Raw genomic sequence first — 24953 nt, forward strand, 5'->3', positions numbered from 1 at the left:
GTATTGATTTTAAATAGCTGAATTCCACTCCGTTTGAATGACACAAAGTTGGCGGGTCGGACACGGGCGAATCCATACAACCTTGTTTGTATTTTTACCAAAAACCATGTTCATTTGATCTTTCAACCCTCCTTGTCTCTTACTAATCAGCATGAAACGCGCCTGCCTTGTATGGTTTCTGCTATTTTCTGTGCAAGCGGCTCGTGCGCATTCACCTGGTTCAAGCAACCCGATCATTATCCCCAGTACCCTTACCGGTGAAATACCGCTAGTGGGGCATCTGCATCGTTTTACTGACCCTACCGGCCGACTTGACATCCATCAGGTCGTCATCCGCCAACAGAACGGGGCGTTCCACCTTTCCCCTGCTCGGACCGTTCGGCAGGATTTCGGCTATTCTACCACAGAGGCCCACTGGCTGTTTTTTGAACTCGCCGGGTCCGAAAATTCCGCCGACGGGAACCGCCTGATGCTGGAAATCGAGTACGCCAACCTCGACGACCTGACCTTATACGAAGTCAGTAACGATACGATCCGATTACTGGGCCGAACCGGTGACCACTTCCGGTTCCGTGAGCGGCCCTACCTCAATAATAATTACGCGTTTCCCATTCGGCTGCGCGCAGGGCAGACGTCGCAATACTTTCTGCGCGTCAATCAGTCGTACGCTACACTGTCGTTTTTTGTGCGGCTTTGGCCCCGCCAGGCGTTCCTCGCTTCCGACCGAAACGAATATTTTCTGTGGGGTATTTTTATTGGCATTGTGTGCCTGATCCTGGTGCTGAACTTTGTGATGCTACTGGCCGTACGCGACTGGATTTACCTCTGGTACAACCTGTATCTGCATTTTATCACGATGCATCTTTTTTGCGATGCCGGGCTGGGTTTCCAATACCTGTGGCCCGATTCGCCCCACCTAAACGATTTCATGCCCGTCTACCTCTACGTATGGGCCGCCATGGTGGCTCAGACGACTTTCATGCAGTATTTCATCAACCAGGATCGTAGCCATAGCCGGGTATATCGCTGGGTCAATGCCTTTAAGTGGTTTGTGGTGGGTTGCCTGGCGGTGGCTATTGCGATGCCGCTGTTCGATGTAGCGGGGCACAAGCAGTACATGTACCAATTTGTGTCGCTGGCCACTTCCTATTTTGTGCCGGTGATTGTCGTGTTGACAGCCCTGAGTCTGTACGAAAAAGTAACCCGTGGAGAAGGAGAAAAAATGGTGCGCTACTATGGCTATGCCCTCGCGGTGCAGTTCACGGGCTACGGACTGGTGGCCGTTATGAATTTCTGCCAGGCGCAGGGCTGGCCCTTACCCTTCGACGTCGAAACCTACGTGGTGCTGGGCGGAACGCTACTCACCGACTTGGTTTTTTTTACGTACGGCTTGGCTTACCGCTACATGCACACACTCCACGGCAACCAGCAACTGGAGCTGGGCCTACTCCAAAGCCAACAGGAGGCCCAGCAGCAGGTTATTCATTCGCTGCAAGACGAACGCCGCCGACTCGCCCAGGATCTTCACGACGACGTTGGCCCCTTGCTGGCTACGGCCAAGGGGTACCTATCCCGCTTCGACCGTGTCAGCCGAATCTCGGGTTTGCAACGCGCTCAGACCTTGCTGGACGAAGCCGCCGACGAACTGCGGGCACTTTCACACCAGTTATTGCCCCGGCAGTTGGCCCAGAGCGGCCTGGCCAGTGCCCTGGCCGAAGCCTGTCACCAGGCAAGCCGACGGGGTGCCCCGGTACAGTTCGTGTCACTGGGACAGGGCAGAACGCTAGGCGAACAGCGCGATCAGATGCTGTTCAGTATGGCCGTGCAACTGATTCGGATCGCCCAACAACAGACGATGGTTACCGAAATAACGGCACAGTTGCTGTTTCATGAAGATGAGGTAAGCCTGTCTGTGGAGGATAACGGTCAGTCCTCGGCGTTTACGGATTCTGATTTAATAAATTTGCGCGCCAAAGCCGACTTGGTTGGAGCCACGCTGCTTCTGGATAACTTTGAGGCGGGAAATTCGGCCCTGGTAAGCTTGCCTAACCCTACCCTGGTATGATCCGCAAACTAGTTCTGCTTTTGGGGGTGGTGGTACTACTGATGCTGGGTTTATTGACCTATCATCAAAGTTCGATCAGGCAGATTGCCATCCAGCCGGTGCCCATCTATCACTGGGAGGACACAACCGGGCTAGCCTCCGCGCGGGAGGCAAGGCAAGTCGGCAGGTTTACGAGGGTTCAGGAAAAGCGCTTCAACACCGGCTATACCGAGTCGATCCACTGGTTTCATTTACGTATAAAAGCGAGTAAAGAACCCGTAGAACTTTCCTTCGAAATCCGAAACCACGCAATCGACCAAGTCGAGCTCTTTGTCTTGAAAAACAATAGCCTTCGCTCCCTGGGACAAACCGGCAGCCGGTTCCCCTTCGTCCAGCGCCCCTCTCCTACCAAAAGTTTTGTTTACCTGCTTAATGTGGAAGTCGGCCAGCAAGCAGACTATTACCTCCGTCTCGATAAGCGCTACGAAAATCTGGCGACGGAACTTACATTGTGGCGAACGAGTGATTTTGAGGACAAGGAGCAGCGCGAGTATTTTCTTTGGGGGCTATTTTTCGGGGTAGCCGGTCTGGTGATTTTCCTGGCCTTTTTGTTCTTCATAACAACCCGCGATCGGGTGTACGGCTGGTTCGGACTGTACCTCTTGGGGCTTACCTTGCGGCAGCTCGCCGACACCGGCCTGGGGTTTCAGTTTGTCTGGCCCGGACTACCTGTCTTCAACCATCCCGATGCAGTCATCGAAGCGCTCTGGCTTTACGTTCCCGCCATGCTACAGTTCCAGCAGCATTTTCTACAACTGCGTACGGCCGCACCCTGGGTATTCCGGTTAAGCCAGGTACTTAAATACGCCTTTTGCTTGGCGCTTTTGCTGTTGGTGGTTGGCCAGCTGACCGGCCTTCTCACGGCCTACACCGGCGCGTACCGGCTCGTCACGATGACCCATACGCTGTTGGCCAATGTGGTATTTATCCTTTTTATTTTTATTACGCTTGTAGGATTGCGATCGCAGGATTCCGTCAAGCGACTGTACGCCGTTGGCTTTGGGATACAAATCATCGGCCAGCTTTTTATTTTTATCCAGAACCTCATGCGATACCGGGTCGACGGGGTTTTCTTCGTAGATGCGTACCTGATTGTGATGGTTAATTTTTTTATCGACCTGGTGGTGTTCACCTACCTCCTGGCCTACAGGTACAGGAGGTCGCTTGACGAACAGCGGCGGCTGAAAATCAGTCTGGCCCAAGCCCAACAACAGACCAACGCGGCCATCATTGACGTGCTCGAAGCGGAGCGCCAACAGGTAGGCTACCTACTGCAATCCGACGTAGGCGGCCGGTTACACCAGACCCGTTCCCTGCTCACCGGCCTTGCATCTGCCCCCTTACTGGTGGAGGCCGTGAAATTGATCGACAAAACCGACGACTGTCTCGACCAGATTCTGCGCGATAGTCCGCCGCCCGACCTCCTGCGAAAAGGGTTGGCGGTGGCCCTGGCCGAACTGGTGCAGCAACGCAACGAGACGGGAAGCATTCGTCTGCAGTTCCGGCACGATACCGATGGCCCACTGGCCGACCTGTCGGACGCGCAGACCCGGCAGCTGTACCGCATAGCCAACGAATTGACCAACAACCTGATCAAACACGCCCAAGCCACCGAAGGCTGCGTCGTTCTGAGCCAATTGGCGGCAGGCTGGGAACTGATGGTATCAGACAATGGGCGCGGATTTGATCCGAGTCAGGCCGGGTCCGAAGGAGGAATTGGCCTCAAAAATCTTTTCGCCCGCGCCCAAACGCTCGGGGCCACGGTGCAGCTCGTATCCGGCAAGGAAGGTACTACGATACGTGTACAAGGCTAGATCAATATACAAACATGTTTGTATAGGAAGAAAGAATATGTCACCCTACTTTTGAATCAAACCCACTGGCTTGAAAAACATCTGCTTCATATTTCTTACCCTTTTCCCCATTCACGCCCTCCTGGGCCAGCGGGTCGAAACCTTCATGGACTCGACCGGTCAGATGTCTGTTTTACAAATCAAAGCGTTGTACGACCAGGGAGGCTTTGTGCCGTTGCCCGACAATCGGTTGCTGAGTAACTACACGACCGCCCACCATTGGCTGCACCTACGGCTGCCCCCGGGTTCGCGGCAATTGCGCTATCTGGAAATAGAAAATCCACGTTTAAATCGGGTTGATTTTTACCAATTCGTTGGAAAATCTCTGATTAAGCAAGTCTTTACCGGCGACTCGCTGCCTTTCGCCTCACGGCAGTTTTCACACTACCAATGGGTATTTCCGGTGCTAGCTGACTACCAGCAACCTACGGATGTTTTTGTGATGGTAGCCAAACACGGCGAAGTCCTTAGTACGGGTATTCGGCTCTGGAGCCCCGATAGGTTCGAGCAACATGGTCGCAATCGGTATTTACTCTGGGGTGGACTGGCGGGTATGACGCTACTGATACTGCTGCTAAACGGCATGGTTTGGCTGGCCACCGCCGACTCCATCTACGGCTGGTTCATGTCGATTGTCGTAGTGAGTACTTTCCATCTGGGGGCTGCGTCGGGGTTATTTTTTCAGTATGTATGGCCCGATACCCCGATCATCAACGACTGGTACCCCCAAACTATCTCGGCCTGGCTGATCGTACTGGTAAAGGTGCATTTCATGCAACGATTCATAGGTCAAAATGCCCAAAACAGCCGCGTTTTTCCTTACATTAATATCTTTAAGTACAGCATCGTGGCGGCCCTGGTGCTGACCATTTCGCTACTCATTCTTCGATACGTTCCGGTTTTTTATTTCCGGCTATTACTCTTGCTTACCTTGTTTTTCTCATTCATGGTGGTTCCGCTGGCTATGCTCAGCTTGCGGGAACGCATCCATCAACGCGAGCCGATTATCCTTTTTTACATGGGCATTACCGTGGTCCAGTTTGTGGTTCTGATCCTGTTCTTTGTGAATATGGGCTATAGTCGCACGGGCCGCGCTCTGTTCAATTTCACCAACGAAGGATTGGTCCTGGTCAATTATTTGGTAGATCTGGTTTTGCTTTCACTGGGGGTACTTTATTTCGGCTTTCGGCGCTACCGCCAGCAAAACGAACGCCTGCTCACGACCCTGCATCAGAATGAACAGGCTCAATCGAGCCGGATCATTGAAGCCCTCGAACTGGAGCGAAGCCGTATCGCCGAAGATCTGTACGACGACGTGGGGGCTATGCTCTCTACGGCCATCGGCTACGTAACTAGCGTACTACGCAAGCCAGACGTTCGCGAAAAGCAACCCTTACTGATGGAAGTCCGCCACCTGCTGGATAGGGCCGTAGAAAACTTGAGGACAGTTTCGCACAACCTGATGCCCAAGAACTTCGCCGCCTTGGGTCTGGCCCAATCGCTGGCCGAAACGATGGCTAAGGTGCAGGCTGGCACCGACATCCGCTTTCAGTACATCGTGGCCGGGCAGGAACGCCGCCTGGCTCCCAGCACCGAGGTGCAGATTTTTCGGATTGCCGCCGAGTTGATCAACGAGATCGTCCGTAATTCCCAGGCTTCGGAAGCCACCCTGCAGCTGGTTTTCGATACGCAGGGCGTAAGGCTTATTTCTGAACACAACGGCCCCATGCCACCAAAATACAACAACCTACACTCCAAAGTGGCGTTCCTTAACGGTACCTTGGACATCGACAACAGCCCCGCGGGCGTGACCGTGGTGGTGGAAATACCGTACTGAAGGGTACGTAGGGCATGACAAACGCTATCCCTTTCCGGTACGCTTATCAACTCATTTTCAACGTTTAACTTTTAGTAAAAATGACCAAAATACTCATTGCCGACGACCATCAGCTGTTTAACGATGGAATGAAAATGATGCTTTCCGTCGAGGACACCCTTGAGGTTGTCGGGCAGGTATTTAGCGGGAAAGACGTCCTTCATGCCGTCCATACCCTGCAACCCGACCTGCTGCTACTAGACATCAACATGCCTCAGCTCAACGGGCTGGAAGTAGCCGAAAAACTACGGGACCACCACCCTACCCTACGGATTATCATGCTTACCATGTACAGCGACCGCAAGTTTGTCGAGGATTGCAGTCGGCTGGGGGTACCTGGCTACATCCTCAAAAATTCCGGCGTGGACGAGGTACTGAACGCCATCGAGACGGTGCTGGCTGGAAAAAAGTACTACGATCCTAAACTAACCAAAAGTACCGCCCCTAACCAACACGCCGACGATTCGTTTCAACGCCAGTTTCAACTCACGAAGCGCGAAATCGAGATTATCGGCTTGATCGGGCAAAGCTTCACCAACGAGGAAATAGCCGACAGACTGTTTCTGAGCGTGGCTACCGTGAAAACCCACCGCAACAATATCAACCTCAAGCTAGGCATCAAGCAACCGGCCGATCTCGTGCGGTTTGCGATCGAGCACGGATTAGCCTGAGCTAAACAGTCCGGTGGGGGTTTTTACCACCAGCAATGGCGTCAGTAGACTTTGCCTTTCTAAGCCAAAAATTTTTAATTATCGGTATATTTGGATGAATATACGCCACTTATGTTCGTATATACGGATGTTGTAGCACATTTGGATAACAAAAAAGACGATACTAAAATGGTGGCTATAAAGCTTAATATAACAAACAAAACACTCTTTATAGTTGGACTCGCTCTCTTTCTAATAGGTCAGGTTCTATTGGCTAAGGGGAATGATTTTGTATATAACCAGGAGCCCATTGATTTTGCTCATTGGTTTTTATTAATTGGTGTGACTCTACTGATTCCCCAAACGGTATCTTTTCCTAAAAATAATATTAGCTTAATTGGGATACCGCTGACCCTAGTTGGGATTGTTTGTACCATTGGTATGTGTGTGTTGGATTTCATTTGGTGGAGCTTTCCTAATCAAGAATTGCGAACTGAATTCACCAATCATATTTCAAATGTTCCATCAATTTGGAAACCCTTTATTACAATTGGGCCAAGTTCTAAGATTTTCAATCTAGGCTTACTGGTTTTAAGTTTGAATTACTTCAAAAAAGCCAAACTAGGCATTCTTATAATTTTTATTGCCAATCTCATTTTGTGGCATATCATTCCATTACCTTTTCGCCTTATTTTTGGTTACGTATTAACTTTGATTGGTTTCAGCGTACTATTTTTTGGAAAAGGCAATGAAAACGTTCTATAACAGCGGGCATAAGAAACAGTGATTTCGGTGCTAAACCAATCTTAGTGCTTTTAATAAAAGGCTGCACAAAATGGAAAGTGAAGTACCTTTTAACCCCCTACTTCTCATACACGCAAAACGTTCCTAGCCTCTGCCTTAACATTCGGCCTCCGGTACCATCCATTGATTAGCAGGCAGAACCGCCCCAAACCACTCCAAAGGAAAATGCTATTCCGGCGTCCGAGGAGTAACAGATCACGTTCGTAAGCTGTTATCTTTGTGGCTGGTAACCAATAGCCATAAATCAACCCAACCATGATAAAACCTATTTCTATTCTTACGATCGCCGCTGCTATAGCGGTGAGTACCAGTACGACTACGTTTGCTCAAAGCGGTACCGCCGCCCGAGCGGGGGGTAGTTTGCCGCCCGTCGAGACCAAAGAACCCAACTCGCCCGAAAACCGGCCGGCCTTTGCGGGCCAAACCCGCGTACCGGGCGTAAAAACAACCACCAGCTACGAAGGCAAGGTACTGACCGAGTCGCTGAAATCGCCCTGGGGCATTACGAGCCTGCCCGACGGCCGCCTGATCCTGACCGAAAAAGCCGGACACCTGCGCATCGTGACGCCGGAGGGCAAGCTAAGCGAACCCATTACGGGCCTCCCGGCGGTGCATAATGCTGGTCAGGGTGGTTTGCTGGGCATTACGCTGGACCCCAAATTCAGCCAAAACCGGATGGTCTACTGGGTATTTTCGGAACCCCTCTCCGACGGTAACCTGACGGCCGTAGCCAAAGGCAAACTTTCGACCGACGAAAAGCGCATCGAAGGTGCTACGGTGATTTACCGCGCTACGCCCGCCTACAAGGGCAATCTGCACTACGGCGGACGTATCCTCTTCGACCGCCAGGGCAACCTCGTTATCAGCACCGGCGAGCGTTCCGACCTTTCTACCCGGCCCCAGGCGCAGGACCTGAACTCGGGACTGGGCAAGGTGATCCGAATCACGACCGACGGCAAGCCCGCCGCCGGTAATCCGTTTGCGAACAAGCAAGGGGCGCGTCCGGAGCTTTACTCCTACGGCCACCGCAACGTTCAGGGGCTGGCCTTCCACCCCGTCACGGGCGACCTCTGGGAGAATGAGTTTGGCCCCCGCGGTGGCGACGAGCTAAACCGCATTGAGGCCGGGAAAAACTACGGCTGGCCTACCATTACGTACGGAATTGAATACAGCGGCAAAAAAGTGGGTGAAAACATCCAGGAAAAAGCCCAACTGGAGCAGCCCGTCTACTATTGGGACCCGTCGGTATCACCCAGCGGCATGACCTTCTATAGCGGGAACCAGATCCCCGAATGGAAAAACAACCTCTTCATCGGAGCCCTGAGCGGGATGCACATCGTACGGCTGGTACTGGACAACAACCGCGTGGTGGGCGAAGAGCGGCTGCTCGTAGAGGAAATGCAGCGGTTCCGGGATATTACCCAAGGCAAGGACGGTGCCCTGTACGCCGTCACCGACCAAGGCCGCCTGTACCGCATCGCCAAAAAGTAACACGTAAAGTAGCTGCTTTACTTTACGCAACAGGGAGCCTCTGAGAGGCTCCCTGTTGGCTTTATAAGGTACCTTTGCAAGTACCCCGGCAAGGTAACTGATCCGAAGGTTTTATTCTTATTCTGTCGCTGTATTGCGCAAGGCTCGTCCGTTGCGCACACCCGTGTGCTTGCCCTGGTCTACGGTAAGTTCGCCGTTTACCAGTACGTAGCTGAACCCTACCGAATAGGCGTGGGGATTGGCAAACTCGGCGACATCGTTGACGGTAGCTTCGTCGAATACCACGAGGTCGGCCGCCAGGCCGGGACGCAGCAGGCCGCGGTCGTGCAGTTTGAACTTCTGCGCCGGCAGCGAAGTCATGCGCCGGATGGCCTCTTCGAGCCGAAGTACCTTTTGCTCGCGTACGTAGCGACCCAGCACGCGGGCGTTGGTACCGTAGGCGCGTGGGTGCGGCATACCCGAGCCAAAGCGCGCAATGCCCGCATCGGAAGCCACCATGTTGAAGGGATACTGCATGATCCGCACCAGGTCTTTTTCGTCCATGCTAAAAAACACCATTTGCGTACGGTTGGTAGCCTCGATCATGTCCAGGATGGTTTCGGCTTCGTCCAGCGGCTTGGCTTTGCGGCCCTTCAGCTTATTGATTTCGTGGATCGTCTTGCCGTTGTAGGTTGTATCGGGGGCGTAGCGGGCCACGAGGGCGTAGTCGTAGTTTTTGAACTGCTTCTTTTTGAGCGTAGCGACCATTTCCTTCTTGATCCGCTGGCGCGTGGCCGCGTCGTGCAGGCGCGCGTGCAGCGAGTCGCGCCCGCCGCCAAAGGCCCAGGTAGGTACGGTGGTGTCGAGGCTGGTGCTACTGGCGATGTAAGGGTACTGGTCGATAGTCACGTCCAGGCCCTCGTTACGAGCCCGCTCGATGAGCGCCACCGTTTGCACCGAGCGGCCCCAGTTGGGTTTGTAGGTTACTTTGAAATGCGAAATCTCGACGGGCATACCAGCTTCCCGACCTATGGAAATAGCTTCTTCGATGGCCTCCGTCACGCGGTCGCCTTCGTCGCGAATGTGCGAGGCGTACACCCCGCCGTGCCGGGCCGCGGCCCGCGCCAGGCCCAGTACTTCGGGCGTTTTGGAGTAGGTACCGGGTACGTAGATCAGGCCCGTCGAAAGGCCCACGGCGCCGTCTTGCATGGCTTTTTCAACCAGCTCCTCCATGCGGCGCTGCTCGTCGGGCGAGGGGTCGCGCCGGGCTTCGCCGATCACGGCCCGGCGTACGGTATTGTGGCCAATGAGCGAGGCGATGTTGATCGACGTGCGGAGCGAATCCATGCGAACAAAGTACCCGCCCAGGTCCAGGTTGGAGCCGCCACAGTTGCCGGTCACGACCGTCGTGACGCCGTCGTAGATGAAGTTGTCGGCCGTGGGGGTACTTGCTTCCGCCCCTTCGATGTGCGCGTGTACGTCGATGAACCCCGGCGCGACGATGAGCCCCGCGGCGTCGATCACCCGCCGCGCCTCCACCGACCCCAGCTTCCCGATGGCCGTAATTTTTCCCTCTTTGATGCCCACATCGCCATAAAACCAGGAGTTGCCGGTGCCGTCGATGATCTTACCGTTCTTGATGAGGACGTCCAGCGGTTGGGAAAAAACCGAAAACGAAAGAAGACTCAGCGCAAAGAGGCAGTAAAGGCTACGAAGCATGACTTGGAACATAAGTAGATGAGGTACTTTGAGAAAATACAGATACCAAATATACTTAAAAACGGGGTACTTTGGCGGAAAAAGCGTGTTGGCTGTTCATCGATGTGCCAAGGGTTGCAGAGCGCCCGTTCGCGTGGGTAGCGCAGACCATTCACCGTAAGGTACCGGCAAGTACCCTCTTCTTCACGATGTACCATTAGAAAACCCCACCGAGGTACTTTTGGTTAACGGAGCGGGGCGGTACCTTGTGCCGGTCTGCCCTCTTGCTTTTATTTTTTTCACCAACTACCCAAACGCATGAACCACAAACACCTTGCTTTACTGGCTTCTCTGGCCATTTTTTCCGCCTGCGGCTCGTCCAATCAGGACAACGCCGCCGACAACGACCAAGACACTACTGCCACCGCCGAAAGTACCCTGGAGCTCCTCTGGAGTACCGACTCCACCCTGCAAGTACCCGAGTCCGTGCTGTTTGATGGCCAAAGCCAGGTACTTTACGTTTCGCAGATCGACGGCAAGCCCGACGGCAAGGACAACCAGGGCGGGATCGCGAAGGTAGGGCTGGACGGCCAGATCATCGACCTGGACTGGGTGACGGGCCTGAGCGCGCCCAAAGGCATGGGCATGGGAGGTGGCTACCTCTACGTGACCGACCTCACCGAGCTGGTACAGATTGACCTCGCTAACGGAAAAATTACCAAAAAAATACCCGTAGCCGGAGCGCAGGCGCTCAATGACGTGTCGGTGGACGGGCAGGGCAACGTGTACTTTACCGACAAAAGCGCCGGTAAAATTCACCTCCTCAAAGACGGGCAGGTAAGTACCTACCACGAAGGTGCCGACAACCCCAACGGGGTATTGGCCGTCAGCGACGGGGTACTTTTTGCCGCCAGCGGCAGCCTGTACAAGCTCGATGCCAACAAAAATCTGACAACCCTGGCCGAGGGCATGGATAAAAGTACCGACGGGATCGAGGAGATTGCGCCGGGCGAGTACCTGGTTTCGTGCTGGTCGGGCTACGTGTACCACGTAAAAGCCGACGGCACTACCACCACCCTGCTGGACACCAGCGCGGATAAAGTCAACTCGGCCGACATCGGCTACGACGCCGCCAAGCGGATCGTGTACGTACCTACTTTTTACAAAAAAAGCGTGATGGCCTACCAACTGAAGTAGCCTGCGCCCCGCTTGAACAGAACGAGGTCTTTGCTTGTTTTATCCCAACATAAGCAAAGACCTCGTTCTCTATGAAAAATCCATTCGTCCTGAGTATTCAGGCAAGTACCTTGCTGCTGCTGCTGGCCTGCGGCGCGCAGAAAGGAAACAACCACCAGGCCAAAGACAACAGCGACGTACGCGCCGTGGAGCTGGCCTCGGCGGCTCCCGCTACCAAAGCCACGGCGGCCTTTGCCGAAGGCTGCTTCTGGTGCGTCGAGGAAATTTTTGAAGCCGTGGTGGGCGTAGACTCGGCGGTGTCGGGCTACGCGGGCGGTACCACCACCGACCCCACCTACGACAAAGTAAATACCGAAACCACCGGCCACGCCGAAACCGTGCTGGTGTACTACGACCCCGCCCAGGTGAGCTACGAAGAGCTGGTGCGGGTGTTTTACCTCTCCCACGACCCCACCACGCCCAACCAGCAGGGGCCCGACCGCGGCTCGTCCTACCGCTCCATTTTGTTTTATAGTACCCCCGAAGAAAAGCAAATTGCCGAGCGCGTCACTGCCGACATGAACCAGAGCCGGTATAAGAACCGCATCGTGACGGAGATTAAGCCGCTGGAGGCTTTCTACCGGGCCGAAGGCTACCACCAGGACTACGTCATCCATAACCCCAACAACCCCTACGTGCGGGGCGTGTCGATTCCGCGCTTTGAGCTTTTTAAGAAAACCTACACCGGAAAGCTCAAAAGTACCCATCCGTAGGTACTTTGGGGTTTTTCCAAAACGAACAAAGCCGGGGTACTTGGTGTGCCCCGGCTTTGTTCGTACCAAAAGTACCTGTCTGCTCTAGTACCCGCTTGCGCCCAGGAGCATCTCGCGGGTGATTTCTTCCTGAAACGTAATGTAGCCGGGGTAGTTGACCTGCTTGTCGCCCAGCGACAGCGTGGGCTTCACCTTGATGGTGAGCTTGGTAGGCTTTATGTCGGCCTTGCCCGAGAGCGCCTGCACCATGGCTAGGAATTCGTCGCGGGTTTTGTCGTTGTTGAGCAGCTCGTAGGCGTTGGTGCTGAGGTTGATGGGTACCCGCGTGCTGCCCGTGCCGGGGTACACCTCAATGCGGCGGTTCAGAAAGCCGCTGAACAGCTCGCTGTCGGCCAGCAGTACCTTGTATTCCAGCTGGTTGATGGCCGCCAGGGTTTTGGTGGGGTTAGTAATATCCAGGTTCACGCGCAGGTCCAGCGGGATGTTCTTGCGCAGGAAAGCCAGGCCCAAGTGAGGGTACTTGGTGGGGTCAAAATCGCGGATGCTGCGGATGTTGCGCAGCTCCCGGATGTCGGTACCCGCCAGGTAGATGCTGTCCACGGTCGTGATGCGGTACTTGCAGTCGCCGAAGGCCTTGGCTTCTTTTACTTGCTTGCTAACGCTACACTGGCTGAACACGCCGATTACGGCCAGCAATCCGGCCACGGTAAGCCATTTTTTCATGGTCTATGGGATGATTAAAAGGTAGTATAAAATGCTACAACAGGTTATACAACGGGAAGATTCCGCCGACATTGTATGTACCAAAAGCGATTCCCACTTCGCTGGCATACTTATTTCTCAAAACCCATAAGTACCAAACCTATCACAAGCCATGCCCTGGACCAAACAAAACTATCCGCCTTCGCTGAAGAATTTCATGGCTCCCGTGCGCAACAAGGCGGTCGACATCGCCAACGCGCTGCTGGACGAAGGCTACGATGAAGGAAAAGCCATTGCCATTGCGACGGCCAAAGCCGAAGAATGGGCCGAGAACCGAGGGAAGAAAGTACGTAAGTCGCGCGCTTCCTAAGCGGTGAAACAATTTTAGCTATGAACAAAATCACCAGGTACCTCCCGCTGCGGGGGGTACTTTTTTTGTGAAAGAATGTACCGGGCGGGTTGCGCGGCGGCGGGCGGGAAGGTACCTTTGCGCGTCTCCAAGGTGGCTCCCCAGCCGGGGCACCGAGCGAGAGGCGAATCATCTTTATCAACCCATTACAAAAGACCCATGGCCAGCTGGTACTTAGGAAAAATACGTTTCCAAAAAGAAGACGAAACCGGAAAACTCAAAACCACCAACGAAGCCTACCTCGTAGACGCCCTCTCCTACACCGAGGCCGAAGCGCGCCTCTACGAGCAGATCGTGACGGGTGCCAGCGACTTCACCGTCAACAGCATCACGCGGATGCGCCTGGCGGATCTCTTTGCCTACGAAGACGGCGAGAAGTGGTTCAAGGCCAAGGTGGTGTACTACTCGGTGGACGAAAAAAGCGGGAAAGAAAAAAAGGTAGTGAACTACATGCTCGTCAACGCCGAGGATATAGCCCAGGCGCTGGCGCGGATCACCGAAAGCATGCGCACCATGCTGATCCCCTACGAAACCACCGACCTGAACCTGACGCCCATCCTGGACGTGTTCCCCTACGACGGCAGCGCCAAGGAGGAGGCCATTCCAGCCAACCTGCGGCCGCTCTCGGAGGTACTGGCCGAGCGCGAAGCCACGCCGGAGCAGTAGGTTTTCTTTTTGCTTTTTAAACACAAACACCTCAGGCGGAAGTACCCCTGAGGTGTTTGTGTAAAGTACCTTTTGGAAAAAACTACTTGATGATTCGGAGCGTAACGGGGATGCAAATGGGCTTGCACTCGGCCGGGGGCGGCAGTACCGTCACGATGGCGCTTCCGCTCACGGTACCTGCTCCGCAGGCGTCTTCTACCTCGGTGAGGGTGTAGGTGGTGGTGCCGGTGGGCGATACGCCCAGGGTTTGTGTGTTGTTATTGCTCGTAAAAGTACCTCCGTCGGAGAGCTTGATGCTCCAGGGGCCTGTGCCCGTGTAGTTGACGGTCAGCAGGGCGGCGTCGCCGCTGCCGATGCTCTGGGTACCGCTGAGGGTAGCCGTGGGCTGCGGAAAGGCGCAACCGGTGGCGTTGGTGATGGTACCTTCGGCCACGGGGTCGGTGGAAGTACCTCCCGCGCCCGTCACCAGGAATACCTCCGTACCCGCAAAGGCATCCGGGCCGGCGATCCAGGCAAGGCTGTAACAGCCGTCTGACACCACAGGTACCTCAAAGGTAAGGTGCGACATGGTGGTCCAGTCGGTAGTGACGTTGGGAGTGTTGATCACCGAGCCGTTGTTGTGGTTGATGTTCACGGTCACGACGCCGGTCTGTACTACCAGCCCCTGCGCGGCGTAGGCCCCGCTGGCGTAGTTATTCTGCGCGCTAAGGGTGGGATTGGACAAAACGGCGGTATTGTACTGAAACCGGAAATTGGACGAGCCCAGCGAGAAGGTACTTCCGGCGTTGGAAGCCCGAATGTCCAGCGCAAAAACCACCTGCCGGGTGGCGCAGTTGGCCGAGGTTTGGCGCAGGCGCAGGTCGAACGACTGGGCCGAAACGGCGCGGGTACCTGCCATCAGGACAACCAGCAGCAGCAGCCGGAACAGGGTACTTGAGCCCGTAAAGAGTATCGCTTTCTTCATTCGCTTTTTAATCAAGAAATATGAGTTAGTATAGTTTTCTCACGCACTACTGCCGCCCGATCAGCGAAAAGCGGCCGTTGTTGGTATTCCAAACGGCCTTATCCGAAGCCGACACCTGGGCGTCCAGGTTGAAATCGACGCCAAAGTATACATCAAAGATACCGTTTGCGCCGAACCAAAGATTATGATCGCGCACATTTATATCAAAATTTTGGTTCGGCAAACTTTTATCGCCATCCCCCGCTAACATAGCAAAGATCGAGCCAATTTGCTTTTGCCCCATCGAAACGGGCGTCGTAGCCGTGTAGGTGTCCTGCGCCGTGAAGTCGTAGGTGAGGGTGCCGTTCTGCACCGGTACCGCCTGGTGTGAAAGTACCCCCAGGTGGTTGCGGTGCTCTACCACCACGTAGTAGCTCTGCTGGGGGTCGAGGGCCGGGCCACTCCCCACGAACGTAATCCAACCGTTGTTGTGCAGCAGCGCCGCCGTGCGGTACAGGGTACTTTGTACCGAGGTGGTGGCGCGCAGCGACACCAACACCCAGTCTACCACCGTAGTGGCGTAGGTACTTTGGGTTTCGGGGCCGAAGTAGCTCCAGGGCGAGCCGCCGTAGGGCTGGCCGGGAGGCGTGGGAGTGGCGTGAATATTGACGGGCGTTTGCCCCGGTAGCAGTCCCCGTTGGTTGAGGCCCGTAATCATGAGGCCCGTGTTGCTGCGGTAGGGGCCTTCCAGAAACACCCGGAGCTGCAACGCCACGGCGCTGGGTGCCAGTACCTCCACCTGGGCCGAGCCCCCGCCCGTTCCCAGGCCGCAGGCGGCATCCTGCACCGCGAGCAGCGTATAGGTCGTCGTTGTGGGCGGAGCCACCTTCACCTGTACGCTGGGGCTCATGAGGTTGGCATACAGCGTGTTATCCGACAGCGTAAATTGCCAGGGCAAGGCACCCGTGGTGCATAGTACCGTCAGGGTAGCGCTGTCGCCGAGGGCAAAAGTACCTCCGCCGCTCAGCGTGGCCTGTACCAAGGGCTTTATACCAATCGTAATAGCCGCGGAGGCTCCGCTCACGCAGCCCCCCACGGTACAGGTGGCCGTGTAGGTCGTAGCCGTGCTGGGGCTTACTTCCACCGAGCTCCCCGTAGGCCCGTGCGACCAACTCACCAAACCACTGCACTGGCTGGCCGTCAGGATGGCCGCTTCGCCGGGGCACACGCTTAGGGTACTTGCCGCCAGCGTGGGCGCGCCGGGTACCGCATTCACCACCAGCTGCTGGGTACTTTCGGGGCTTGCTACGCCGTTGGCCACGACCCGTACTTTGTAGGTACCTGCCGCCGTACCCGCCGGGATAGTAGCCGTGAGCGGACTGGCCGTGCCGCTGGTAGGTACCGCTACGTAGGTACTACTACCCACCGGAGCCAGCTCCACGGCAAAGGTACTGTTGGCCCCAAAACTACCCGTGTGCGTAAAAGCCACCTGGAGGGCATCGCCCCGGCAGATGTTCGTGGCGCTGAGGGTGGTAGTCTGGATGGTGGGAGACGAAGACGTGATGTTCAGGGTATAATCTTCGGCCTCACCGAACGTCAGCGAACTACACGGATCATTCGCGGCCACATTGTACGCCGAACGCACCCGCATCCGGGTACTTCCGGCCTGTGCTCCCGCCGGAATGGTGATGGTGCCCGTGAGGGTAGGTGCCATGGCACTCGACGACTGGAACACCCGCTCGTTGGTTTCAAAAATACCGTCCTTATTGAAATCAATCCAGATCGAAAGCTGCTGGGGAAAGTACGTCCCCACGCCACCCGGCACCGCCCGGGCCGTAAACGAATAGCTCTGCCCGGCCACTACCTGCCCGGTGATATTCGTAAAATTGCTGTAGCTGGCTACCCCGCAGCCCGTGTTGAGGTTATTGATCCCCGCGCCCGACATAATGAAGTCGGCAATGACGACCGGCGAGCAGGGCGAGCCGTAGAGAGGCTGGCAGTAGAATTGCTGCACGTTGGCCGTGTCCACGGCGCTGTACTGAATACTATTGGAGGCCCGCACCCGGTAGTAATACAGCGTATTGGTCACGATGGCGTTGTCGAGGTAGGACGTCACGTTGGGAGCCAGGCCCGCAAGGGCCAGATAAGGCCCGCCCGGCGCCGTAGCCCGCTCGATCTGGAAGCCACTTTCGTCGGAGCTGTTATCGGTAAACGTAACCTGTACGCCCTGCCCCCCGTAAGTAGCTACCAGGTTGGAGGGCAGGGCGTTGGCCGATGCGTAGTTGAGCACGTACTGGTTGGCAGGCAGCTGGCGCAGCAGCAGGCCGTCGGCCATGCGGCCGTGCTGGCCCGCCGTAAAGTCGTTGCCACAGAAGTAGTACGACATGATGTTGGTGAGCGAAGGCGTAAACAGCTGACCATTCACGTCTGTAACGGTACCAGTATACGTACATCCTTGCGTATTGGAATTACCCAAACCGTACGGATCGGCGGGGGTGTCGCAGAGGAGGTCCCCCGTTATAGTACAATTAGCCCCCGCCGCGCGGGTAACGAGCTCGCGCAGGGCCAGGTTGGAGCTGCTGTTGTTATGAAAGGTATGGAGTAAATTGAAATAGTGCCCCAGCTCATGAATGAGCGTCCGACCGTCGAGCAGGGCGTCGCGGCGCATGAAGATCCGGTTGCTCACGGCCGAGGTGGCCGGGTAGTACGCGTAGCCCGCCACCGACGAAGAATAGTACGTAAGGGTACCTACCACGTACAGATTGATGGCGCTGGAAACGTAGTGGGAGGCCGTCAGGGCCGTTTCTTCGGTAAAATCGAAGTCATAGTAGGTATCGCTGGGAATGTAGTTGGGGGTACTTCCGGCCATGTAAAACTGAATGCCGCTCTCGAGGTACTTGCTGTTGGCCCGGGCCAGCGCCTGGTTCAGCTCCGTCAGGGTAGCGCCGTCGGCCCCGTTATTTCTTTGTAGCACATGAAAGCGCACGGGAATGTAGGCCGGCTCGGTGGCGCTGAGGCGCGCCCCGCGCTTGTTCTTTTTCAGGGCTTTGATCATGAGTTCCCGTGCTTCCACCTCCGCGTCGGTGGGCTCGGGAATACCGCAAAGATGTTCTTGTGCCTTTGTGTTCAGCATCGTGGCCAACATAAAGCACAAACAACACACGAAGGTACGCACCCTCGTGCACTCTTTCTTGAATTTATTCATGTTCCTATTCGCAGGATGCTATTTCGACCTAACGTTGAGTATAGCTTTCCTTTGCAAAAAACATGCCATTTTGCCCCAAAAAACAAAGAAAATCTCGGCCGGAGTTAAGGCTCTGACTACGTGAAAGTAAGAATAAAGTAGTTGCCCAAAGTGGGCTTACCGCGAATTTTTAAGCAATTTTTATGCCAATTTTTACTTAAACAAAGACCCAGCAGAGCCGAAGCAAAACTAAAGCCCCAGACCGGGGAGTCTGAACGGACGAGTATACGCACGGCCAGGGTACCTGGCAGCTAGTTTGCCGAGATCCGTCGGGAGGTACTTTGAAACATAAGCCCGAAAAACGGAGGAGTATTCGGAAGGTACTTGGGTACTTAGTATATTTGAATCGCGCGCGGACCCATGTCCCGATTTTGGACTTTGCATGAAAAGTACCCTTCTTTTTTTACTACTGCTTTGCCTTGCGGGGGCCGCTGTGGCCCAGAGTCCTTCTCCCCTTCGTCTTTCGGGGGTACCTTCGGATACGTCACTGACCTCGCACGTAGTCTGGCGGGCTACCTCGCTGGCCAACTACCCGCCCGACACCCTGGCGCTAAGTACCTTTCAGCCTCTCACCCAAGTACCTACTACCACCCGCGACAGCCTCTACTGGCTGCGGCTAGAGCTCTGGAACGACTCTCCTCAGGCCGGGCGCTGGGTACTTTATCCACCCGCTGGCAACGACCAGGTGGACGTGTACATCGCTTACGACTCCCTAGGTACCTGGCAACACCAGCGCGTGGGTGATATGGAGCCTTACTGGAAGGTAGCTTACCGCTACAACAACTCGCTCCTGCCGTTCAGCATCCCGGCCCGGACCAGGGCCGCTTTGTTACTCAAATTCAGGAACAACTACCAGCCCGCCCCCAACCTCCAGGTGCGGCTCCTTACCCAGCGTGGGCTCGAAAAAGATTTTTGGGACTCCTACTCACCCGGCAACCTGGGTATTTATACCAGCGTACTCATTCTGGGGGCCGTTTTTTCCATTTTCCTGTTTGTGGTTTTTCTTTACCTCAAAACCACCGACCGCCTCTACCTCTATTACGCCTTGTACCTGGGGGGCGTGGTCATTTATTTTTCGCTAAAAACGGGCTCGGTGTTTTGGCTGGGCCACTACCTGTCGCCTTCGCTCCGGACGCTCATCAACGAGCCCATCCAGCTGGTTTACATGGGTCTTTACATTCGGTTTAGCATGGGCTTGTTGCGCATTCAGGAGTACGACAAACCGCTGTGGTCTTTTCTGAACGTTTTTTGGAAAGGCCTGATTCTGTACGGCGTGGGGGTACTGGTAGCGGTGGGGCTCGTCTGGAGGCGGGAGTTCGACGTCCGGCTCTTCACCGTGGATCGTGTGGTGCTGCTGCTCTTTAATCTGGTGATGCTGGCCCGCATCATTCAAAAGAATCGCTCGCCGGTACTACCCTACTTTCTGGCCGGGAATATCTTTTTTATTGCGGGCGTGATTCTAGCTACGCTCGGTAGTCTAATGGTATTCAAGGTACAAGGGATTTCTCCCATCAACTACTTCCAGATTGGCGTACTGGCCGAGATCATGTGCTTTTCGTTTGCGCTGGGCTTCAACGTGCGGCTGCTCGCTCAGGAGCGCACCGAAAACCAAAAGGCCTACATCCAGCAGCTCCACTTGAACCAGGACATCACCGAGCAGGCCAACGCCGAGCTACAGGAAAAACTATCTGAACGTACCAAGGAAGTGATGGCGATGTCGGAAGCACTGCAGGCCCAGAAGGAAGCCAACCTCCGCTCCGAGTTTGAGTTCCAGCTCGCCGACATGGAGATGCAGGCCCTGCGCGCCCAGATGAACCCGCATTTTATCTTCAACAGCCTCAACACGATCCGGTATTTTGTGCTCAATAACGAAAACGATAAAGCCAGCGACTACCTCGGCAAGTTTTCGCGACTGCTGCGCATGGTACTTCAAAACTCGCGCGAGAATACCATCAGCCTGAGTGAAGAGCTGGAAGCCCTCCGGCTGTACCTGGAGATTGAAGCCCGGCGCTTCGGCGACAGCTTCGACTACCGGCTCGAGGTACCCGAGCACATGGATACCGACGCCCTGGTGGTGCCGCCCCTGCTGCTGCAACCTTTCGTCGAAAACGCCATTTGGCACGGCTTGCTTCACAGTACCAAGCCCGAAAAGGTACTTACGATTCGGCTGGTGGAAGAGGAAGACGCCTGCTTGTTTTTGATTGAAGACAACGGCATTGGCCGCGAGAAAGCCCGCGAAATGAAGAGCAAGTCGGCCAGCCGCAACAAGTCATTCGGAATGCAGATCACCCACAAGCGCGTAGAGCTTTTTAACCGGAATTTTTCCGCCCAGATCCACATCCAAGTAGCCGACGTAGTAACGCCCCAGGGCGAGGTAGCCGGTACCCGCGTCGAGATCCGGTACCAGCTGGCGGAGTAGGCCCATAGCGTGGGGCTCGGGGCGGTCCGCCGCGCGGCAGAGGGCGTAGGGTAGTTGAGCGGGCAAAGTACTTAGAACTATGCTAAAAGCCCCAATTCCCTTGCCTCTATCCCCGGCCCTTTCTCCCGCGGAGAAAGGGAGTCTACGATGCTACTTTTGGAAAAAAGTACCCTCTGCCCCAGGCCCCCTGCAAACTACCCTCTGCCAAGTATATCAAAGCTTTATAAACTCAACGCGGCGGTTGTTGGCTTTGGCTTCGGGCGTGGTGTTGGGGGTGAGGGGTTCGCTTTCGCCCTTGCCGTCGGTTTGGAGGCGGTCGCTGCCTACGCCAAACTCTTTATTCAGCGCTTCTTTTACGGCCTCGGCCCGTTTCTTTGACAGCGCCAGGTTGCTGGCCTCATCGCCATCCGAGTCGGTATGGCCAATGATTTTCACCTTTACCGACGCATTTTCGGTGAGCGTGGCGGCGATGTCTTTTAGTACCGCAAAGGATTCGGGTTTGATGGTGGCCGAGTTCACGTCGAAGGTAATGCCCGTGGTCACGAATTTCCCCTCGGTGATGAGCTTCGAGCGGGTGTCGGGCGCGCCCACGGCCAGGCGGATGTTGGAGATAAAAACCTGCGCTTCGTCGTTGGATATATCGGCATGGAAACGTACCGCCGAAAGCTGGATGTCGGTCGGGAAGGCCCGGGGGAAATCGAACACCTTATTTTCATCAACGTATACCCGCAGACGGCCTTTCTGACGCCACAGCGCTACGTGAAATACCTTGCCGTTGTTATCGGGGTTGATGGGCTGGTAGTCGTTTATGCCGCGCAGGTCGGTATAGTTTCCGCTTTTGTTGGTTTGTACCAGCTCTACGCTTCCATTGCCCATTTTCCCGTCAAAGGCGAACGTCGCTCCCCGTCCGGCGGCATCGCGGTTAATTTGCTGGGAGGCGTCCTGTACCTCGTGGAGGGTCGTGAGGAGGCGGCGTTGGTAGGCGTATTCTTTGTTCCAGTTATTATAAACCAGGTCGTACTCCAGGGTGAAGTTTTCGGGCAGGGCGTTGATAAACTCCGGAATGTAGCTGGCGTTGCTGGTTTTACCAATCATCAGCCACTTGCCGTCGTAGCCGTCAATGGTCACTACCTCGGCCGAAGCGTTGGTATTCCACTTGGCCGGAAAATCCCCCACGGCATCCTGGGCAAAATCCTCGGCGGCCACAATTTTCTCGCCGGGCATGAAGTCAAACTTGCTGTACGCTTTTAGGGTAGGCTTGGCGGGTTCGACGGCTTTCCCGCCCGTAGAAGTACCTCCCGACGCGCGGCCTTCGGATGATCCTCCGCCTGTATTGTCTTCGGAGCTTTCGGCAGAGGTACCTTTCTGGTCGTTTTTTTCTTCCTTGGCGGTTTTATCTTTCTTTTTAAAGATGTTCCCAATGCCTTCCTCTACTTTGTCAAAGCCCCTGTCGATGGTCTGATCAATTTTACGATTGGCCCGGTTTTCGGCCTGGCGCTCGGCTACCTTGCCGGGGCTATTGATCCGGATTTGGGCCCCGGCCTCCGCTAAAGCCAGGAGTGCTAGCCCGACCACCAATGTACTGATTCTTGCTACCTTCATGATCATGCGTTGGTTAGTAGATTCAGTAAAGGTAGCCATCGCGTTATTTTTTTGCCCGTTGATTGCGTAGTCGGGGCTTTCTACTGAGTAATTGGTCAATTCCGAAAAGACCGGACTTTCAACAAATTATTCAATACGTCCTTGCGGCTGCGCGATACGGTCAGCTCGCTGCCGTCAGACATGATTACGTAGCCGCCGTCGGAGCGGACGTACTTGCGGAGGTGGTCCAGGCTAATGAGGTGCGAGTGGTGAATCCGGGCAAAATTAGAGTTCTCCAGCAGCTCTTCTACCTCCTTCAGCGTACGGCAGATCAGGATTGGGTTTTGGTTATTCAAGAAAATACGCGTGTAGTTGCTGTCTGACTCACAGCGCACGATGTCCGCGATTTCGACGTACTCCACGCCCACGGTAGTAGGCAGGGCGATTTTTTGGGGCTGAAAACGGTCCCGATCCAGGATGCTGCGCAGAAAACTCAGCTGGCTCTGAACATCGGACTGGGATTTTTTCTCGCTCAATTTCTCCACGCATTTCACCAGCTCATCGGCGTCGATGGGCTTCAGGAGGTAGTCGAAGGCGCTGTACTTGAAAGCCTTCACGGCAAACTGATCGTAAGCGGTCGTGAATACCACGTCGAAGTTTTGCTTGGCCACACGGTTGAGCAGCTCGAAGCCGTTGTAGACGGGCATTTCGATGTCCAGAAAAAGTACGTCGAACGAGTTACGCCCGATGGCCTCCAGGGCCTCCTCGGCGCGGTTGTACTTGCCTACTACTTCCACCGCCGGGCAGTAGGCTTTCAGCAAAATATCGAGGCTTTCGGTGCAGTGCTTTTCATCATCGACGAGTATGGCTTTCATCATAGCATAAAGGGTTTAAAGGATAGTTCGATGCGCGTACCCTGCCTCGTGGGGCGGGAGCCCTCAGGACCGTAAGAAGGGGTATCGATGTGTACGCGCATATCGGTTTTGTATTTTTGGTTCAGGAGCCGGAGCCTTTCTTCAGCCATGAGCAGGCCGGCATCTTCGTCGGCCCGGAGGGCGCTGGGCAGCCCGGTTCCGCCCGGCTTTCGGTCGAAGCCATTGTCTTCCAGCACAATGTGGTACTTCCCCAGGTGGCGGTTTACACTCAGTCGCAGCATTCCCTCGCCCGTTTGGGGTACCAGCCCGTGCCAGATGGCGTTTTCTACGTAGGTATGCAGCAGCAACGAAGGGATCCAGACGGCTTCGGGAGCCACGCTATCATCCACAAAGTACATAAACTTAAAAGGTTTATCAAACCGCAGGCTCTCCATTTCTACGTACAGGCGGATCGTCTCGGCCTCCTCGTCAAGCTTGACGAAGTCGCGCTGGGAGCCGGTGATGATCCGGCGCATGAGCCGGGAAAAGAGCGTCAGGTAGCGCGAGGCCTTCTGCGAATCGTTCCGTAAAATGTGGTAGTTGATGGCATTCAGGTTGTTGAACAGGAAGTGTGAGTTGATCTGCGAACGCAGCAACTTTACTTCTAATTGGGCTATTTCCCGGTCGAGATCCACGGCTGATAGAAAGGATAAACTCCTGGTGCATTGGTGTGGGAGCCAATAGCCTACAGGCAGATGTTGTAGGTTCGAAATTACCGCAATCCCTTTATAAGAATGTCCAACATTTAGCGGATTACGCAGATCAACCCCTAACTTGAATAGTTGGGCTATCATTCGGTAGTCGGGTTTGGTAACAGATCCAACCGAACGTCGTAACTTGCGCACTCTTTTGAAGCATACCCATGACTCCAGCAATACCTACGGAACTTCTTTCCCTCTTCCCCGGGCAACGCCTCTATTTCTCTTCCGACTTCCACCTGGGCGCGCCCAATCCTGAGCGTAGCCGGGCCCGCGAAAGGCTGATTGTAAGCTGGTTGGATTCCATAAAAGCGGATGCCCAACTAATTTTCCTGGTGGGCGATATCTTCGATTTTTGGTTTGAATACAAGCACGCCGTCCCCAAGGGGTACGTCAGGCTCCTGGGCAAGCTGGCCGAGCTGTCGGACGATGGCATCCAGTTGGTGTTTTTTACCGGCAATCACGACATGTGGATGTCAGACTACTTCACCGATGAGCTGGGGGCTACCATACACCGGGTGCCCGTCAGGTACCAGGTCACCCTGCCTACGGGCGAAGAAAAAGCGCTGCTGGTGGGCCACGGCGACGGGCTCGGGCCGGGCGATCACTTTTACAAGCAGCTCAAACGGGTGTTTGAGAACCCCCTGGCACGCTGGTCGTTTCGACAGCTCCACCCCGACCTGGGCATCCGGATCGCGACGGGCTGGTCGAAACGCAGCCGGATCACGAACATCAAAAAGGGAGAAGAACAGTTTTTGGGCGAAGAACGCGAATGGCTTTTTCAGTACTGCCGGGCCATGGAGCAGCTGCTCCACCACGACTACTACATTTTTGGCCACCGGCACCTACCCCTGGACCTGCGCGTGACCGACAACAGCCGGTACATCAACCTGGGCGAATGGGTAAGCCAGCAAACCTACGCTACCTTTGACGGCCTGAGCGTACAGCTAGGTACTTTTGGCAAATAGAAGGA

At 55.2% G+C, this 24953-nt stretch carries 19 protein-coding genes; 12 read left to right on the top strand and 7 right to left on the bottom strand.

Annotated features, from left to right (window positions below; genetic code table 11):
* Positions 1-271: 271 nt before the first annotated feature.
* From HNQ92_RS13755 to HNQ92_RS13780, 6 genes are all read left to right on the top strand, one after another.
* The gene (locus HNQ92_RS13755) at positions 272-2065 is read left to right on the top strand and encodes a sensor histidine kinase (protein WP_221307443.1); all 1794 of its coding nucleotides are present in this window, start codon (positions 272-274) and stop codon (positions 2063-2065) included.
* A complete protein-coding gene (locus HNQ92_RS13760) occupies positions 2062-3918 on the top strand; it encodes a sensor histidine kinase (RefSeq protein ID WP_184174587.1) in 1857 nt (618 codons plus the stop codon). The genes HNQ92_RS13755 and HNQ92_RS13760 overlap by 4 nt, the downstream gene beginning before the upstream one ends.
* Positions 3919-3988: 70 nt before the next feature.
* Positions 3989-5794 (top strand): sensor histidine kinase, encoded by a 1806-nt coding sequence (locus HNQ92_RS13765; RefSeq protein WP_184174588.1) that lies wholly within the window; start codon positions 3989-3991, stop codon positions 5792-5794.
* An 80-nt stretch (positions 5795-5874) separates the two neighbouring features.
* Positions 5875-6504 carry a response regulator gene (locus HNQ92_RS13770; RefSeq protein WP_184174589.1) on the top strand — a complete coding sequence of 210 codons (630 nt, stop codon included), beginning with the start codon at positions 5875-5877 and terminating at the stop codon, positions 6502-6504.
* Between the two features lie 90 nt (positions 6505-6594).
* Positions 6595-7248: a hypothetical protein gene (locus HNQ92_RS13775; protein ID WP_221307444.1), complete on the top strand. Its 654-nt coding sequence runs from the start codon at positions 6595-6597 to the stop codon at positions 7246-7248.
* Between the two features lie 294 nt (positions 7249-7542).
* Positions 7543-8778, top strand: a complete 1236-nt coding sequence (locus HNQ92_RS13780; RefSeq protein ID WP_184174591.1) for a PQQ-dependent sugar dehydrogenase — start codon at positions 7543-7545, stop codon at positions 8776-8778.
* A 117-nt stretch (positions 8779-8895) separates the two neighbouring features.
* Here HNQ92_RS13780 and HNQ92_RS13785 read toward each other — a convergent pair whose 3' ends face one another.
* Positions 8896-10488, bottom strand: coding sequence for an N-acyl-D-amino-acid deacylase family protein (locus tag HNQ92_RS13785; protein ID WP_246440106.1), 1593 nt, complete (start codon positions 10486-10488; stop codon positions 8896-8898).
* Between the two features lie 285 nt (positions 10489-10773).
* Here HNQ92_RS13785 and HNQ92_RS13790 point away from each other — a divergent pair, with 285 nt between their 5' ends.
* Together HNQ92_RS13790 and msrA are read left to right on the top strand one after the other, a co-directional pair.
* On the top strand, positions 10774-11652 hold the full coding sequence (locus tag HNQ92_RS13790; RefSeq protein ID WP_184174592.1) for an NHL repeat-containing protein: 879 nt from the start codon (positions 10774-10776) through the stop codon (positions 11650-11652).
* Between the two features lie 71 nt (positions 11653-11723).
* Positions 11724-12404, top strand: a complete 681-nt coding sequence (gene msrA, locus HNQ92_RS13795; protein ID WP_184174593.1) for a peptide-methionine (S)-S-oxide reductase MsrA — start codon at positions 11724-11726, stop codon at positions 12402-12404.
* A gap of 84 nt (positions 12405-12488) precedes the next feature.
* Here msrA and HNQ92_RS13800 read toward each other — a convergent pair whose 3' ends face one another.
* On the bottom strand, positions 12489-13127 hold the full coding sequence (locus HNQ92_RS13800) for an LEA/WHy family protein (protein ID WP_184174594.1): 639 nt from the start codon (positions 13125-13127) through the stop codon (positions 12489-12491).
* 151 nt (positions 13128-13278) lie between these two features.
* On the opposite strand from HNQ92_RS13800, the gene HNQ92_RS13805 reads away from it, so the two are divergent.
* Positions 13279-13476, top strand: coding sequence for a DUF2188 domain-containing protein (locus HNQ92_RS13805; RefSeq protein ID WP_184174595.1), 198 nt, complete (start codon positions 13279-13281; stop codon positions 13474-13476).
* A gap of 75 nt (positions 13477-13551) precedes the next feature.
* Complete coding sequence (locus HNQ92_RS13810) at positions 13552-14181, top strand: DUF4494 domain-containing protein (protein ID WP_343062999.1); 630 nt, start codon at positions 13552-13554, stop codon at positions 14179-14181.
* Positions 14182-14263: 82 nt separating this feature from the next.
* Here HNQ92_RS13810 and HNQ92_RS13815 read toward each other — a convergent pair whose 3' ends face one another.
* Together HNQ92_RS13815 and HNQ92_RS13820 are read right to left on the bottom strand one after the other, a co-directional pair.
* On the bottom strand, positions 14264-15145 hold the full coding sequence (locus HNQ92_RS13815) for a hypothetical protein (RefSeq protein ID WP_184174597.1): 882 nt from the start codon (positions 15143-15145) through the stop codon (positions 14264-14266).
* A 46-nt stretch (positions 15146-15191) separates the two neighbouring features.
* Positions 15192-18329: a GEVED domain-containing protein gene (locus tag HNQ92_RS13820; RefSeq protein ID WP_184174598.1), complete on the bottom strand. Its 3138-nt coding sequence runs from the start codon at positions 18327-18329 to the stop codon at positions 15192-15194.
* 421 nt (positions 18330-18750) lie between these two features.
* Here HNQ92_RS13820 and HNQ92_RS13825 point away from each other — a divergent pair, with 421 nt between their 5' ends.
* A complete protein-coding gene (locus HNQ92_RS13825; RefSeq protein WP_184174599.1) occupies positions 18751-20787 on the top strand; it encodes a histidine kinase in 2037 nt (678 codons plus the stop codon).
* Positions 20788-21000: 213 nt separating this feature from the next.
* Here HNQ92_RS13825 and HNQ92_RS13830 read toward each other — a convergent pair whose 3' ends face one another.
* The 3 genes from HNQ92_RS13830 to HNQ92_RS13840 all read right to left on the bottom strand — a co-directional run bounded on the left by HNQ92_RS13830 (position 21001) and on the right by HNQ92_RS13840 (position 23917).
* Positions 21001-22389: an OmpA family protein gene (locus HNQ92_RS13830; protein ID WP_184174600.1), complete on the bottom strand. Its 1389-nt coding sequence runs from the start codon at positions 22387-22389 to the stop codon at positions 21001-21003.
* 95 nt (positions 22390-22484) lie between these two features.
* Positions 22485-23246, bottom strand: coding sequence for a LytR/AlgR family response regulator transcription factor (locus HNQ92_RS13835; RefSeq protein WP_246440115.1), 762 nt, complete (start codon positions 23244-23246; stop codon positions 22485-22487).
* On the bottom strand, positions 23243-23917 hold the full coding sequence (locus HNQ92_RS13840) for a histidine kinase (RefSeq protein WP_184174601.1): 675 nt from the start codon (positions 23915-23917) through the stop codon (positions 23243-23245). The genes HNQ92_RS13835 and HNQ92_RS13840 overlap by 4 nt, the downstream gene beginning before the upstream one ends.
* A gap of 227 nt (positions 23918-24144) precedes the next feature.
* Between HNQ92_RS13840 and HNQ92_RS13845 the strand changes: the two genes are divergently transcribed.
* Positions 24145-24948, top strand: a complete 804-nt coding sequence (locus tag HNQ92_RS13845; protein WP_184174602.1) for a UDP-2,3-diacylglucosamine diphosphatase — start codon at positions 24145-24147, stop codon at positions 24946-24948.
* Positions 24949-24953 lie beyond the last annotated feature (5 nt).

The sequence above is a fragment of the Rhabdobacter roseus genome, assembly GCF_014202275.1.
In the GTDB taxonomy this organism is placed as follows: Bacteria; Bacteroidota; Bacteroidia; order Cytophagales; family Spirosomataceae; genus Rhabdobacter; species Rhabdobacter roseus.